15 protein-coding genes and 1 pseudogene are annotated in these 14,901 nt (G+C 63.1%); 8 read left to right on the top strand and 8 right to left on the bottom strand.

Annotated features, from left to right (window positions below; genetic code table 11):
• Positions 1–41: 41 nt before the first annotated feature.
• Complete coding sequence (locus JQC81_RS17245) at positions 42–584, bottom strand: c-type cytochrome (protein WP_203273026.1); 543 nt, start codon at positions 582–584, stop codon at positions 42–44.
• A 2-nt stretch (positions 585–586) separates the two neighbouring features.
• Positions 587–1,705, bottom strand: a complete 1,119-nt coding sequence (locus tag JQC81_RS17240) for a hypothetical protein (RefSeq protein WP_203273025.1) — start codon at positions 1,703–1,705, stop codon at positions 587–589.
• Positions 1,706–1,857: 152 nt separating this feature from the next.
• Between JQC81_RS17240 and JQC81_RS33905 the strand changes: the two are divergent.
• From JQC81_RS33905 to JQC81_RS17225, 4 genes and pseudogenes are all read left to right on the top strand, one after another.
• A pseudogene (locus JQC81_RS33905) lies at positions 1,858–2,028 on the top strand (ATP-binding protein); the annotation flags it as partial.
• A gap of 42 nt (positions 2,029–2,070) precedes the next feature.
• A complete protein-coding gene (locus tag JQC81_RS33900; protein ID WP_312887544.1) occupies positions 2,071–2,502 on the top strand; it encodes a response regulator in 432 nt (143 codons plus the stop codon).
• A 67-nt stretch (positions 2,503–2,569) separates the two neighbouring features.
• Positions 2,570–3,538 (top strand): ABC transporter substrate-binding protein, encoded by a 969-nt coding sequence (locus tag JQC81_RS17230; protein WP_203273024.1) that lies wholly within the window; start codon positions 2,570–2,572, stop codon positions 3,536–3,538.
• A complete protein-coding gene (locus JQC81_RS17225; protein WP_203273023.1) occupies positions 3,535–4,524 on the top strand; it encodes an ABC transporter substrate-binding protein in 990 nt (329 codons plus the stop codon). The genes JQC81_RS17230 and JQC81_RS17225 overlap by 4 nt, the downstream gene beginning before the upstream one ends.
• A 27-nt stretch (positions 4,525–4,551) precedes the next feature.
• Here JQC81_RS17225 and JQC81_RS17220 read toward each other — a convergent pair whose 3' ends face one another.
• Both JQC81_RS17220 and JQC81_RS17215 read right to left on the bottom strand, forming a co-directional pair.
• The gene (locus JQC81_RS17220) at positions 4,552–6,297 is read right to left on the bottom strand and encodes a cache domain-containing protein (RefSeq protein ID WP_203273022.1); all 1,746 of its coding nucleotides are present in this window, start codon (positions 6,295–6,297) and stop codon (positions 4,552–4,554) included.
• 115 nt (positions 6,298–6,412) lie between these two features.
• Positions 6,413–7,384: an ABC transporter substrate-binding protein gene (locus JQC81_RS17215; RefSeq protein WP_203273021.1), complete on the bottom strand. Its 972-nt coding sequence runs from the start codon at positions 7,382–7,384 to the stop codon at positions 6,413–6,415.
• Positions 7,385–8,052: 668 nt separating this feature from the next.
• On the opposite strand from JQC81_RS17215, the gene JQC81_RS33895 reads away from it, so the two are divergent.
• Entirely contained in the window at positions 8,053–8,409 is a 357-nt protein-coding gene (locus JQC81_RS33895) for an ABC transporter substrate binding protein (RefSeq protein ID WP_203273020.1), read from the top strand.
• Positions 8,406–8,942: an ABC transporter substrate-binding protein gene (locus JQC81_RS33890; protein ID WP_203273019.1), complete on the top strand. Its 537-nt coding sequence runs from the start codon at positions 8,406–8,408 to the stop codon at positions 8,940–8,942. The genes JQC81_RS33895 and JQC81_RS33890 overlap by 4 nt, the downstream gene beginning before the upstream one ends.
• A gap of 76 nt (positions 8,943–9,018) precedes the next feature.
• On the opposite strand, the gene JQC81_RS17200 is transcribed toward JQC81_RS33890, so the two are convergent.
• Both JQC81_RS17200 and JQC81_RS17195 read right to left on the bottom strand, forming a co-directional pair.
• On the bottom strand, positions 9,019–9,996 hold the full coding sequence (locus JQC81_RS17200; protein ID WP_203273018.1) for an ABC transporter substrate-binding protein: 978 nt from the start codon (positions 9,994–9,996) through the stop codon (positions 9,019–9,021).
• Between the two features lie 312 nt (positions 9,997–10,308).
• The gene (locus tag JQC81_RS17195; RefSeq protein ID WP_203273017.1) at positions 10,309–11,331 is read right to left on the bottom strand and encodes a GlxA family transcriptional regulator; all 1,023 of its coding nucleotides are present in this window, start codon (positions 11,329–11,331) and stop codon (positions 10,309–10,311) included.
• Positions 11,332–11,434: 103 nt separating this feature from the next.
• Between JQC81_RS17195 and JQC81_RS17190 the strand changes: the two genes are divergently transcribed.
• Positions 11,435–12,340: an MBL fold metallo-hydrolase gene (locus JQC81_RS17190; protein WP_203273016.1), complete on the top strand. Its 906-nt coding sequence runs from the start codon at positions 11,435–11,437 to the stop codon at positions 12,338–12,340.
• A gap of 294 nt (positions 12,341–12,634) precedes the next feature.
• Here JQC81_RS17190 and JQC81_RS17185 read toward each other — a convergent pair whose 3' ends face one another.
• Together JQC81_RS17185 and JQC81_RS17180 are read right to left on the bottom strand one after the other, a co-directional pair.
• Positions 12,635–13,297: a DsbA family protein gene (locus tag JQC81_RS17185; protein WP_203273015.1), complete on the bottom strand. Its 663-nt coding sequence runs from the start codon at positions 13,295–13,297 to the stop codon at positions 12,635–12,637.
• Positions 13,298–13,407: 110 nt separating this feature from the next.
• Positions 13,408–14,256, bottom strand: coding sequence for an SDR family oxidoreductase (locus JQC81_RS17180; RefSeq protein ID WP_203273014.1), 849 nt, complete (start codon positions 14,254–14,256; stop codon positions 13,408–13,410).
• A 97-nt stretch (positions 14,257–14,353) separates the two neighbouring features.
• On the opposite strand from JQC81_RS17180, the gene JQC81_RS17175 reads away from it, so the two are divergent.
• On the top strand, positions 14,354–14,749 hold the full coding sequence (locus JQC81_RS17175) for a winged helix-turn-helix transcriptional regulator (RefSeq protein ID WP_203273013.1): 396 nt from the start codon (positions 14,354–14,356) through the stop codon (positions 14,747–14,749).
• The last annotated feature ends 152 nt before the right edge of the window (positions 14,750–14,901 follow it).

Below are 14,901 nucleotides of genomic sequence, written 5' to 3'. Positions count from 1 at the left end.
CTTGCAACCTAGCCAGCAACAGCTTCCGTCCGCGAAAAATACTACCGCTTTGGCGGGATGGGATCCGGCACCTTGTTTTTCACGGGCGGGATCTGGCGAAGATAGGCGAAGACAGCCTTCAGATCATCATCTGTCATCTGCCCGTAGTTCGGCCATGGCATCGGCGGAAGAATCTGCCGGCCCTGGCCCTGATGCCGGCCCGTGCGCATGGTCTGGATGAATTGCTGCTCAGTGAAGTCTCGCAGCACGCCGGTCTCCGGGTCCGGCGTGAGATTGGCCGAGAAGCTCACGCCCCAAGGACCTGACCAGCCCGTTGAGCTGGGTGTCATGGCGCCGCCCCAGGGTGGCGAGACGGTGGCCGGTGCCGTGATGGTGATGTCCTGTGGGTGGCCCGACAAGGCCCGCTTCATGTCAGGCTCCGGACCGCCTGAGCCGATGATCCAGGGCGTGTGACAATCGTGGCAGCCGCCGACTGTCACCAGGTACTCGCCGCGCTTCACCTGCGCACTTGTGGTGTCTTGAGCCGGAGCTATGCTGGGAACCAGCAAGGCGATCGTCAACATGAGCGGCAGGGCAAGGCGCATGGCTATCTTCCTTTCTGTTCGATGTGGGCTTCTTTACGAAGGGGAGCCGTTTCGGAAATCCAGCGGTAGAGAAGTGCTACCGCTTCATCGTCGACCAGCTCCGTCCCGAGCGGCGGCATCTGCAAGGCTGGGTAACGGGAGCCGACACGCTGCATAATGCCACTGCGCTCCGGGTGCTCCGGCTCGACGCGCAGCACGGCATCGGGTGATTGCCCGGGAGCCGGTTTCTTGACCGGATGGTTGACGGTGCTATCGATCGCAGGCTGACCTGCGTCCTTTACGCCTTGTCGCAGGAACAGCCCAATGTTCCGCAACGAGCCCTGGTCGTTGTGGCAGTGGCCGCAATTGCCATGCATGTAGCCGAGCGCTGCTCGCTCCGTTGCTGTCGCGGCCGCGACTCGAGGCGGTGTTTCCAGCAAGGTCTTGGGCAGGCCCACAAGCAGGCCTCTGTCGACGAGGTACTTGAGGTCCACACCGGGGTCGGGTCGGAGTTCAGCGTGCAGCGAGCCGGGATCGGGCTCGGACGACAGCTGAAGTGTGCTAAACCCCAGAATCTCGGAGGCACCTCCCTGATGGCACGCTTTGCAGTCCGTCATGCCTGGAATGGTGTGCGAGCGCCCGCCGGCGAGTGGATAAGCGCCGCGCTTGCCGCGAACGGGCACGAGGTGCGCCTCGCGGCCATCCGGGCTCCAGGCATAGGCAGCATAGAGCCAGCTGCCATCAGCCCGGCGCTCGAGATAACGGGTTTCGACTCGCTGGCCGTTGAAGGAGAACTCCTTCCAGAAGCGTGTTCCGACCGGGAAGATCCAGACCTCCGGATCGGACCCGTCGATGACCTTCCCCGGCGGCAGCGAGATCCAGCGGCGCTTGGTGGCGCCGTCGCTCCACAGCGGGTATTGCGGGGCAAAAGTCAGATGCGCGGGATCGACCAGGAGGGTGCCGAAGTCTGTGTAGAGCCCGGTGTCCTTGAGCGTCGCTGGCGGGTTCGCGGTTGCCGGTTGTGGGACAGCCGACACGCTCTTGAGCAGGCCGAAGGTCAGGATCAGCATCGCACCCACAGCAGCCGAGTGACGGCCTTGATTGGATCGCAACTGTTCCGTGATGGCAGTGACCTTGGCCATGTACGTCGCCCTTCATCCAGGATGAACGTATGCCGATGGATACGCCTGATTCGCCTATGCCGCGGTGATCCTACGCACGTTGGTGCCGTGCTCCTAAAACTCTTCCGGGTTGACTCTTCCGACGGTCCCTCCCTGCTGCCTCCGACACCGGCACCGGGATGGACAGGGCAACGATGGAGAGGGTGTTCGAGCCGTTCTTTACCACTAAGGAAGCCGGCAAGGGCACCGGCCTGGGCCTCAGCCAGGTCTACGGCTTCGTGCGGCAATCCAACGGCCATGTGAGGATCTATAGCGAGCTGGGCGAGGGCACCACGATCAAGATCTACTTGCCCCGCCTGATCGGCTCGGACGAGGAGCCTGCCGAGATGCCCGCGAAGAGCCCCGCGATGGTGAGAGGCACGGGCGAGACCATTCTGGTCGTGGAAGATGAGCCCGATCTACGAACCTACACCACCGAGGCACTGCGGGATCTCGGATACCGTGTCCTTGAGGCTGGCGACGGTCGGGGGGCTCTGGAGATCGTTGAGCAGCATCCGGAAATCCAACTCCTCTTTACCGATGTCGTTCTGGCCGGAGGGATGAACGGGCGTGCACTCTCAGACGAGGTGTCCCGGCGCAGGCCAGGGCTGCCGGTTCTGTTCACCACGGGCTACACCGCGAACGCTATCGTCCACCATGGTCGCCTCGACCCTGGGATGCATCTGATCGGCAAGCGCTTCGCTATGCTATTACCAAGCGCTGAAGCATCATTCGACCCGGTAGACCTGCTAGCGTTCTCCCGGCTGGTCTTTGGCTGACCGCAGGGGTAAGCTGCCAGAGGCGAAGTACGGTAGTACCTGCAACGCCCAGCGGCAAGGTGATGGCATGAAGCGACGGGCGTTCCTCGCATTGCTCGGGGGTGCCGGGTTTGCCTCCCGTGCGGTGGGGCAGGGAACGGGGCGTGTCTATCGACTTGGCGTTTTGTCTCCAATTGGCCGGGCATTTGAGGTCTTTCGCGCGAGATCACTTCCCGAGCTGGCCAGGCACGGGTTCGTGGAGGGCGCCAACCTATCAGTTGTCTACCGCTCCGGCGCTGAACCGGAGCTCCCGCGTCTCGCCCACGAGCTGCTAGATTTCTCACCCGATGCAATCCTGGCCATTGCAGTCTCGGCCGCCCGCACCATTCGTCAGACCACAAGCACCATTCCGACCGTGCTCTATGGTGGCGAGGACGCTATCTCAGAGGGGCTGGCGGGAACGTTGTCGCGTCCAGGCGGCAATGTGACTGGAGTGGTCATCCTGGCGACTTCCCTCAATGGCAAGCGCATCCAACTTCTACATGAGGTGATCCCGACCATGCGGCGGGTTGCCGTTCTGCTGTTCAGCCGTTCGCCCGTGCTGGACGAGCAGCAACGCGACGTTCAAGCCGCAGCGGCCGATGCGGGGCTGGATCTTATCATTGCCTTGGCAGAAGGCCCTGCCGACTATGGCGCCGCCTTTCGGCATACCAGGGAGCGCGGGGCCCAAGCTCTTGTGATCGGAGCCAACGCCCAGTTCTATGCCAATGCCGAATTGCTGCTCGACCATGCGCGCGAGGCGGGCTTACCCACCGCTTGCGAATGGGCGAACATGGCCCAGCTCGGTTGCCTTCTGGGTTACGGGCCCAACCGGGACATCCTTTACCGCACAGTAGGGCAGAAACTGGCGCAGGTGCTGCAAGGAGTCCCACCCGCGAGCATCCCAATCGAGCGTCCGGCAATCTTCGAGCTTGCCGTCAACCTCAAGGCGGCCCGCAGTCTTGGCATCGAGGTGCCGTCCTCTATACTCGCCAGCGCGGACGAGGTTATCGAATGAGGCGGCGGGACGTCCTTGGCATGGTTCCGTCCAGTTTGCTGGGTCTCCTTTGCCCTCGTGCCCGAGCGCAGGCGAACCCTCTGCCGGGAATCGGGATCGTGGTGGTCGGGCGCTCCGACGGCCGGCCTGCGCCCCTGGCCCGAACCATCGGGCCCGCACTCGCGGCGCTCGGATGGGTCGATGGTACCACAGCCCAGCTTCTGGTACGGGATGCGCAAGGTCGCCTCGACCGCTTAGGGGCTCTCATCGAGGAGTTGGTTCGGCTGCCCGTCGACGTTCTCGTTGTTGGCGGGGCGGTTGTTGCGCAAGAGGCCGTGCGAGTCACGCAGGACATTCCGATCATCGTGTCGGGCACGGGAATTGATCCTGTACGGGCTGGATGGGCGCAGAGCTATTCCCGACCTGGCAGGAACATCACCGGTCTGACCCTGGCCAATGACGAGGTGATCGACAAGCAGCTTGAGGCCCTGAAGACAGCCGCCCCAAGCATGCGCCATGTTGGGATCCTGGCGACACGGGGCAACGCGTCGAAGGAACCGACGGTTAGAAGGGCTGAGGCCGTGACTGCCCAGATGGGCCTTAAGGCAAGCCCAGGTTTCCTCTTGACCCAGGCGGATGTGGGGCCTGAGATCGACAGGCTTCGCGAAACGGGCGTCGAGGCGCTCGTCGTCCTGGCCGATCCTGCCATGGACAACCTGCGCAACTCAATCGCGGAGCACGCAATCAAGTCGCGTCTGCCGACGATTGGGCAACTGCCGTTCTACGGGGAGGCCGGATTTCTTCTGGTCTATGCTGCCGATCTTCAGGATATTCACCAGCGTACCGCAATCTTCGTAGATCGTATCCTGAAAGGCACGAAGGTCTCGGAGTTGCCCTTCGAAAGCCCAAGCCTGTTCAGCCTGACCCTCAACCTGCAAACCGCAAGGCAACTGAACCTGGAGGTTCCGCCTGCTCTGCTGGCCCAAGCGGACGAGGTGATCGAGTAGGGATTTCTCATCTGGCGACCACGAAGCCTAAGCAGCGTCAGGCTGCTCGTCAAAGGAGATGCCGAACACGGGTAACTCCTCGTCGTAGCCCTTGATCGGACGGGACCCGAATGGGATCAGGGCGCGCTTGCCTCCGACTGCTTCTGCAACTTTCGCATCTACAAGGATCTCCCGATCTGCCGCCGCTGCGCACAGCCTTGCAGCAAGGTTCACGACATTGCCGATGGCCGTGTAGTCGAAGCGGCTCTCGTAGCCGATCCGCCCCACGGTCGCTTCCCCCGTGGCAAGCCCCACCCCAAACCCGATCTGGTGCCCGCGCCCCCGCCAGCCGATGATGAGCTCCTGCACGCTTCTTTGCATCTCCACAGCCAGATCCACCGCCTGTAGTGCCGGCTCCTCGACAGGTACGGGCGCGTTGACAAGTACCATCAGGCCGTCACCTGAGAAGCTCGTAAGCGTCGCTCCATACGTAGTAATGATCTGGCCAAGCACCTTGTAGTACGCGGAGAGCACCCTCATCACCTCCTCGGGTGCGGCTTTAGCGGAGAAGGCGGTGAAGCCGCGTAGGTCACAGAATACCGCCACCACCTCCGTGCGGCGGCCTTCGAGCACCCCGTCGTCGCCCTTGCGGTCGACGAGCTCGGCCACTTGCGGGGCCAGGAACCGCTTGAGCTTTGCAATGCGCTCCTGCCGCTCCTGCGAGACCGCGAGTTCAGCCGCCATGGCGTTGAAGCTGTCAGCCAGCCGCTGGAGTTCGTCGCCGGTTCTGATTTGAATGCGGTGGTCAAACTGTCCGGCGCCGATGAGCTCGGTACCCTCCTCAAGCAGACGGATCGGCTCGGTCATCCGACGTGCCAATGCATAGGCGAGCAGGCCTGCGAAGGCGACACCGCCGAGCAGGAGGATCCCCGTCCGCCATAGGGCGGCATAGATGGGCCCGTAGGCCTCCGACAGCGGTTGCTCAACCACAACAGTCCAGTCAGGGCCGGAAATCGGAGCGGCGGCAGCGGCAATGGCATTGCCCTGAGCGTCCTGACCAGTTGCGAGACCTGTACCCGCACGCGCAATAGCCTCTCGGATGGCTCGAAAAGGTGCCAGCGTGGCATTGTCTGCGCCACGCAGGACGAGGCTGATGTCAGGATGGGCGACGAGCCGACCCGGCACATCGAGCACGAAGGCGGATCCCGTCTCCCCAACCTTGATGGCCGAAATCACGTCCCAGATCAGCTTCAGGTTGATCTCGGCCACAGCAATGCCCACAGACGGACGGTTGCCAGAAATGGCGACGCTCAGATAAGGCTCGGAGCCGCGGTAGTAGCTGACCTCGCCGTACCAAATCCGGGCCGAGCGGACTCCTATCACTGCCGGCTCAGTGGAACGGTCCGTACGGCTCTCGGTCCGGTTCAGACCGATCCGCGACACGTACAGCCGCTCCCGTCCGGCGCCGTCGACGAGGGTCAAGCTAACGATGGCGGGCACCTGCCGCAGCAAACGCAGAGCATCAATGCGCCGGCGCTCGTCCGGCTCCTCACTCCAGGGGAGCTGGACCAACCAGCCAAGCTGATCCGTGATGCCGTCAAGAAAACCCTGGATCCTCGTTGCCGCAGCTCTCGCCTCAACGCCGAGTAGTTGATCCAGTCTCGCCCGCTGGTCACGGTAGCCAAACCAAGCATCGCTGATGCCATTCGCGGCTAGCGGAACGATGACTGCCAGGAACAGCACGACAAAGTACTTGCGGAAGAGACCACGAAATTGGCGATGTTGCCTTCTCAAGGCTTGGCGCTCCAGCCAGCCTCACCGGGGATGGGGGAGGGCAGCACGTTCTGCGGCACTCGGGTGCTGGATGCCACTCCTGCCGGAGCCAATCCCTCAGCGGCTTGCACCGCTGTCATTCGATCACCTCGTCGGCCTGAGCAAGAAGCGAAACCGGGAGCTCAATTCCAAGTGCCCGTGCTGTGCGCAGATTAAGACGCAGGCGAAAGCGCTCGGGCCGCTCGATCGGAAGTTCGGAAACGTCTGCTCCTTCTATGATCCGCCGTGCCATGATGCCGGCACGGTGACACAACTCCTGGAGATCAGGGCCATAGGTGATCAGACCACCGCTTTGTACGAACTCCGGAAATAACATGATGGCCGGCAGGCGCGCCTCACCGGTGACTTTGGCCACGGGGGCAGAAAAGGCCCCGAACACTGGCGACGACAGGATGAGCAGTGCACCACAACCCTCCGCCGCAAGGCTCCGGACGGCCGGCTCGACCTCGGCAATAGACGGTGTCGCCCGCACCCCAAAGGACAGTCCCATGGTAGCCGCAGTGGATTGGACAGCATCGCGCTGGTAGTTGCCTGTTGCAGGATCCCACAGCACGCCGATGTGTGTAAGCCCCGTGACGGCCTCGGTGAGGATTTGCAAACATTTGGCTGCGAATTCAGAGACATCCAAGAAAACCCCGGTCACGTTGCCTCCGGGCCGGGCGAGGCTCACGGCCCAGCCCGCGGCGATGGGATCAGTCTCAAGGTCAATTCCGACAATCGGTATGATCTGCGTGGCGTCCCTGGCAGTGGCGATAGCCAACGGGCTCATGGCTACGATAACATCAAGCCGCGCGGCCGCCAGTTCCTCCGCGTAGATACGCAGCCGTTCGTGGGTGCCGTCGGCCACCCGGGACACGATCTCAATTGCTCGCCTGGAAGGCGAGCCGGCGGCGAGGCCTTCCTGGACGGCGGCGAACCGAAGGGCCACAAGGGCTGGTGAGGGCTGAGGATGCAGCAGTCCAACCCGGGCCGTTTTGGTTTGGGCGTGCGTACCGAAAGGCCAGGCGGCAGCACTGCCAAAAGCCACAATGAATGCGCGCCGCCTCATTCGATCGCCTCGATCGCTTCAGCCCAGCCTTGAGCTTACTCTGATCCGTGTGAAACTAGAAGAGAGCGGTTCCATATACGGATCCCGGCGAAATTAACTCGATCAATCGTAAAGCTTTGCAGGTGCGTAGTGGAATAGGCAGAACTGGAAAGTTCCCTGTTGGCGCGCCTGAGACCTAAGCTTGAGGGCCGCAATCCTCATCGAGTCGGACATTCCGAAAGCGCAGGGGATCGTCGCTGTTTAACCCGGAGCTGACTTTAGCTCTCTGCGTCATATAGCTTGTGAGCCGCACAATCCTTGAGGAGGGCTTGGCGCCAGAAGCTCACAAGTGTTTTTAGCATTTGTGCTCACATCCATCCGAGCAGAGCGGCTGTATAGACTGGCTCTTTACTGGCTCACCGCCTCCAGTCCCGGTGGAAGCTTTCGAATACGCTCAAATGACACGGCATCCGGTGCCGTAAAGCGTTTTACCAGAATTACGCGGATGACTTCTCCCGTCTTGACTTCATCTGGGTTTGGCAGCCCCACGACAGGTGAGGCTAACGGGCGTATGCTGGAACAAGACCAACAGGTGTCTTGATGAGACGGCGCGAGTTCATGGCTCTTATCGGAGGGACGGCTATCGGATGGCCGCTCGCCGTGCGTGCGCAGCAGCCCCGTTGCCAGTCGTGGGATTCCTCCGCAGCACACCCTCCAAGCCATTCGCGCACCTCGTCACAGCATTTCGTGAGGGCCTGAAGGAGGCCGGGTTTGTTGAAGGCGAGAATGTAACAATTGAGTATCGCTGGGCGGACAACCACCTGGATCGGCTGCCGGGTCTCGCGGCTGATCTGGTTCAGCGCAAGGTTGCCACTATCGTTGGCAATGGCCTTGCGGTACGGGCCGCCAAGGACGCTACTGACACAATCCCAATCGTGTTCGTCCTTGCTGACGATCCAGTCAAGAGCGGCCTCGCCGCCAGCCTGAACCAGCCGGGCGGCAATCTCACGGGGGTCACGTTCTTTGGGGCGAGTCGCTTGGAGTGAAACGGCTTGAGCTCCTGCACGAGTTGGCCCCCAGGGATTCTGCCATCGCCGTGCTGCTTGATCCGAACTACCCGGAAGGCGGCAGCGAACTGCCGGCTGTGGAAACAGCCGCCCGTGGGTTTGGGCGGTCCATCATGGTGGTGCGAACCGAAAGCGAGCGTGATTTCGAGGCAGCCTTCGCCAGGATTGTTCAAGCAGGTGCCGGTGCAATCCTGGTCAGCGGCAGTCCGTTCTTCACAAGCCACCGCAAGGCACTGATCGCGCTGGCGGCTCGCCATGCCATCCCGGCAAGTTATGACCTGCGCGACTATGTCGAGGATGGCGGCCTGATCAGTTGCGGGGCCAGCATTGCGGGCGCCTATCGTCAGGCAGGCACCTATGTTGGCCAGATCCTCAACGGTGCCAACCCTGCCGAAATGCCGGTCTCGCGGGCAACCAAGCTTGAAATGGCCATCAACCTTGGGACGGCCACGACACTTGCCATCAACATTCCAGACGCACTCCTAGCGCGCGCTGACGAGGTGATTGAATGAGGAAGAAGTGCCCCCATTTCCCTTCCATAAAGGGCCTTCTGCGAACTACGCACGCTTTTCGCGCACGCGCGAGGCCCTACTCGATCGCCTCGTCGGTGCGAACGAGAAGCGAGGCAGGAATTGTGATGCCGAGCGCCTTGGCAGCACTCAAATTGATCGCCAGCTCAAATGTGGTCGACTGCTGAACCGGCAGGTTAGCCGGCTTTTCGCCTTTGAGAATGCGACCGACGTAGTTGCCTGCGTGGCGGTAGGCACCGGAAAGGCTTGCACCATAGCTGATCAGGCCGCCAGCTTCGACGAAATCGCGCAGGTCATAACTCGCCGGAACGGCATGGTGCGCTGCTAGAGCGACAAGTGCTCGCCGATGGCTGGTGAAGAACGGACTACCGCTGACCAAAAGCGCTCCGGCCCCCGCCTGGACGACCTTTGTGAATGCCGCATCGAAGTCACGCTCGCTTGCGACCTTCACGGCCATAATCTCCCGCCCGAGAACGCGACCCGCCGCCTCCACGTTCAGCAACGTGTTTTCGCCAAGAGCGTAGTTCAGATCAAGGAGCACGGCGATAGGGGCGCCCTTAGGAGCCAGCTCATGCAGCAACTCCAGCCGCTTCTCATCGAGTCTAGTGCCGGCGAAGAAGGTTATACCTGTGACGTTGCCGCTCGGTCGGCCGAGGTTAGAGACGAGGCCGCTCCTGACGGGATCGTCACCGGCCACGAACACGATCGGGATGGTCGTGGTGGCGGCCTCGGCAGCCTGCACCGCAAGGCCATTGCTGACGATTGCAGCCACTTGCCGGCGTACCAGATCGGCCGCGAGGCTCGGCAGCTGCTCTAGTTGATTGTTCGCCCAGCGATACTCGATCGCGACGTTCTGGCCTTCAAAAAACCCGGTTTCGCTCATGCCCTTACGGAATGCTGTAACTAGATGGGCGAACGGAGCTGCTGGTGTGCTACGCAAGAAGCCGACCACCGGCAGCGCTGGTTGTTGTGCGCGGGCAGCAAGCGGCCATGCTGTGGCCGCGCCCATCCGCACGATGAACTCCCGCCGCCTCATGTGATCCCCTCGGATCGGGGTGACCCAAGACCAATTCTACTTCCGAACTCGGATATATTGAAGGGAGCCGTTACATGAAGGGGCTTCGGCGAAATTCACCCGTTGGTCCCGTCGTAAGCCATTGATGGATAAGCACGCTACCGACGCTAGGCTCGGAAGGTCTTATATTGGCACGGAGCTGACCTTGGCCGTATTTCCGCAATGGAGCGGTTCCGGGACCTTCGCAGAGCCTCGCCCAAGGACTCAGGATGACCCGATGCAGTCTTTCCTCGGTCACACAATTGTCAGCACGGAGCGATCTGCGACTTAGAGTCAGCGGGCGGTTGCCCGGAAGCGCCGCCGATAGTCATTGGGCGTCAAGCCGACGATCCGGGTGAACACCTTCCGGAAGGCCCCAGGATCGGAATAGCCGACCTCCCACGCCACCTGGTCGAAGGAGAGCGTGCCGAACTGCAAGAGTTCCCGCGCCTTCCCGACCCGCAGCCTCTGGCAGTACTCCGTGGTCGTGTGACCCGTCGCCTTCTGAAAGCGCCGCAGGAACGTCCGCTCCTCAAGCCCGGCCTGTTTGGCAAGGGTCGTGAGGTCGATCTCCTTGGCATCCGTCGCTTGCAGCCAGTGCTGCACCTTGAGCACGGCAGCGTCGCCATGCGTCAGCCGCGGCGAGAAGGCGCTGTAGTAGCTCTGCTCCCGACCGGGAGGATCGACCACGAACACCTGCGCCGTCTCGATCATGACCGTCGGCCCCAGAAAGCGGTCGATCAGCTTCAGGGCGAGGTCCGTCCAGGCCATCACCCCACCTGCCGTAATGATGTCGCCATCGTCGATGATCAGGCGGTCGGCTTCGACCCGTGCGTCCGGGAAGCGCTTCCGGAACGGCTCCGCATAGGTCCAGTGCGTGGTTACCGTCCGGCCTGCCAGAAGACCCGTCTCCCCAAGCAGGAACGCGCCCTTGCAGACCGAGCCGAGCGAGGTGCCGGCGCCATGGCTGTCCCGCAGCCACTTTGCGAACAGCGCAGCCTCCTCGGGTTGGACGGGATCGCCCAACCCAGGTGCAAGCACAAGGAAGGCAGGCGCTCCCCCGGCTCCAGGTGCCGTGTCGAACACGCGGCGCGGGGTTTCGTCACTGTGCTCCCGTTGCCAGTGGCTGATCCTCAGCAGGGGGGTCGATGGGTCAGGGTGCTTCCTTCGCGCCAGCCTGTCAGCGACTGTGAAGAGATCGGTCATCCCGAGCACGGCCGCCATCTGGACGCCGGAGTACAGCACGAGGCCGATCTCGATCGGGGATGCAGCACTCATGTCGATCTCACCCTGAAATTTGTCGGTTCCGCCACTCATATCGCATCGGATGCCGCGCTATCCAAGAGGCTCGTCAGGCGCAGGCGCCTTCCAGGCCCACCTGTTCGCCAGGACCGGACCTCCCATTGACAAGGAACGATGCATGACCGCTGAGACCACGAAGAATACCGCGCTCACGCGCCGACAGGCACTTGCCCTGGCTGGAGGGGCACTCGTCGCCTCCTCCGCCGCGGCTCAGGCGGCATCGACCGGGTCGGCCCCCGGTGCGAGCAACCAGGCAAAGCTCACGCAGGTGCGCAATGCAACGCTGCGCATCGACTACGGCGGCGTCCGGTTCCTGGTGGACCCGATGCTTGGCAACCCGGGATCATTCCCTGCCTTCCCACGGACGCCGAACCAGGACAGGACGAATCCCATGGTCCCGCTCCCTATGGATGTGGCTGGGCTCGTTGACGTTGATGCCGTGATCCTCACCCACTTGCATCACGATCATTGGGACGCCGCCGCGAAAGCCGCGCTGTCAAAGTCGCTCCCGGTGTTCGTTCAGGACGAGGCCGATGCGAAGGCGGTCCGAGGCGACGGATTCAAGGATGTGCGCGTGCTGACGCCGACGACGGAGTTCAAGGGCGTGACACTTGCACGAACCAGAGGGGTTCATGGCAGCCCTGCCGTCATCGAGAAGATGGGCAAGAACATCGGTCTGGTGTGCGGTGTGGCGTTCAAGCGCCAAGGCCTCAAGACGATCTATGTCGCGGGCGATACCGTCTGGAATGACGATGTGGCCGATGCGATCCGGACGCACCGCCCAGACGTCATCGTTCTCAACTGTGGCGACGCCTATGTCTTTGGCGTCGGCTCCCTGATCATGGGGACGCAGGACGTGCTCGCCGTGCACAAGGCTGCGCCGCAGGCGCTTCTGATCGGCAGCCACATGGAGGCCGTCAACCACTGCGTCCTCACCCGTGGGGCTCTGCAAGCCTTTGCCGACAAGGAAGGCTTCCTGGACAAGATCAAGCTGCCGAAGGATGGCGAGACAGTGAGGCTTTGAGGCACGTTGCTCGACAAGGCTCCGGACATGTTGATCCACACAGGCCTTGTCTTCGCAGATCTCGACTGACCCGAGCGTGAGCATCTCACGCCTTCTTCCCTAGACGTAGAGGGGGTTCATCGCCTCGGAGACGAAGACCTTCGATGCCTTCGAGGACTGGCAGGGAGCGGCCATTCAATGGATCGGCCGCTCCCGAACCCACGTCTTCCGATGCAGACCGGATCGAGAAGGTCGCTGTACTGAACTGGCGGGCCATGGCGGCCGTCAGAGATGCCTCCCGTCCGGCATCTCTCCTCAGGCGGCCGCAGCCGCCTCGATGGCCGGGAGCACGGCTTCGCGCCCGCCGTACAGCGCGGCTCCATGCACCAGGTGATCCCCGGCCGTGGTCCTGACAACGAGAGCCGGAACCCCGGCGACACCGATCCGGGATTGCAGGCGCCGCGATTCCGCGACCCTAGCGGCCGCCGCAGTGGCGAGGTCTTCGTCTGACACCAGCCGGGTCGCCAAGTTCTCCAAGCCAGTCTCTAGCCCAGATGCGATCTCCGCCAGCACCGCGGGATCGGTGGTGTCGCGGCCATCGATGTAGCGGGCCGCCTGGGCCCGGTGCAGGAATTGCGCCTCCAAGGCAGGATCGACGACGCGGACCGCCGTCATCGCCAGGGTGAGCGGGCCTGAGTCGAAGGGGCGGTCGCGCCGGGCCAGGACGTTGACGCGATAGAGTTCCGAGAAGACCTGCCCGGTCATCTGGGCGATGCGCTGATCGTTGGTCCAGGCATGCGTGGCCATGGCCTCGTCGAGCGGGCGTGCCCCGGACCCGGCAAACAGACCGCTGGGCATGAACTCGAATGCCGGGCCGTATTCCTCAGCCATGGCGGCGACCGCCGGGGCGGCGGCGTAGCACCACCCGCACAGCGGGTCGAACAGGTACAGCAGGCGAATGGGTTGGCTGGTGGGCATCGTTTCTCCTTCGGGGCCGACGTCCGCTGGTCCGGAATCGGCGCACGTCAATTTCAATGGGAATGTCAGCCAGGCGTGCGCATGGGCTCCATGCCCCCGCTTGGTAGCCGTTACCGGAGCGCCTCGGCGACGGCAGCGGACAGTGGTGTCGTCGGTCGGCCGATCAGCCGGGAGAGCTGCCGCCCATCCTCGAAGAGAGCCCCTTGGGCCGTGCCGATATCATAGCTGGCAATGTGATGGGCCATTCCTTCGGGAAGGCCGAACCCCACGAGAGCCTTCGCATAGTCCACCTCGGGCAGGTTCCTGTAGGGAATGTCCTTGCCGGTCTGCCGGGAGATCTCGGCAGCGAGATCTGCGAGCGTATAGGCATCGTCGCCAGCAAGCTCGTACGTCCTGCCCTCGTGACCTTCGCCCGTCAGCACGGCGACGGCGGCTTCCGCGTAGTCGACACGTGCGGCCGACGAGATCCTGCCGTCTCCGGCGCTGCCGATGAAGGCACCTCCGGCCACCGCGCCACCGACGGATCGGGTGTAGTTCTCGGTGTACCAGCCGTTGCGCAGGATCGTGAACGGAATGCCCGATGCTTTCAGGTCGGCTTCGGCCGCGCGGTGCTCGTTCGCCAGGGAGGTCAGGGGCGTGGTGTCAGCCCGGAGCAGGCTTGTATAGACGATCCGCTTCACACCCGCTCGCTTGGCCGCCTCGATGACGTTGCGGTGCTGGACGGCCCGCTGGCCGATCGCGTTCGAGGAGACGAGCAGCAGCGTGTCCACCCCGGCGAGCGCCTGGTCGAGTGTTTCTGGCCTGGTGTAATCGGCCTCCCGGGCGGCGACACCGAGGTCGGCAGCCTTTGCGGGGGTGCGCACCAGCGCGATGATCTCGCTTGCAGGTACCTTGGCCTTGAGCTTGTCGATGACGAGGCGGCCGAGCTGTCCGGTGGCGCCGGTGATGGCAATGGTCATGGGTGCGTGTCCTTTGCGGATGATGACTCGCGTGATATACAGACCTCACTTACTTTCCGTAAGTACGCACACAAATGTTAGTATGGAGAAAGTCACCATGGGCCCGGACGAGCACCCCGCATCGCTGTCGCAGCAGCTCCGACGCGGCAACCTGATGGCCGCAACCTGCCCCTCGCGGGAGGTGCTCAAGCACGTCACGAGCCGCTGGGGCGTGCTGGTCCTGATCGCGTTGGAAGCAGACACGCTTCGCTTCAGCGCCCTGCGGCGGGCCGTGGGCGGGGTGAGCGAGCGCATGCTGGCGCAGACACTGCAATGGCTGGAAGGCGACGGCTTGGTCGAGCGCATCGCCTACGACGTGGTGCCGCCGCACGTGGAGTACAGCCTGACGCCCCTGGGGCGGGAGGCGGCTGAGAAGGTGCGGGTTCTGGCCGATTGGATCGAGGCCAGCCTGCCGCGCATCGCCCGTGCGTGGGAGGAGCGGCAACGGGACTGACGATGCTTGCCGCTCCTCCCAGGCGGCCTTGGGCCAAGGTCCGGTAATGGCACTCCTGAGACGTACGCGTATGGTCCGCTTCGGCGGTCATGAGCCGACGTTCGTCGGGCGGCCGGAAGGTGAAGGATTGACCCGAAGGAGACTTCCCACTT

Origin of the sequence: Microvirga arabica, from assembly GCF_016811235.1 — a bacterium.
GTDB lineage: Bacteria > Pseudomonadota > Alphaproteobacteria > Rhizobiales > Beijerinckiaceae > Microvirga > Microvirga arabica.
The sequence above is the reverse complement of the archived record's forward strand: the minus strand, read 5'-3'. Positions and strand labels throughout refer to the sequence as shown.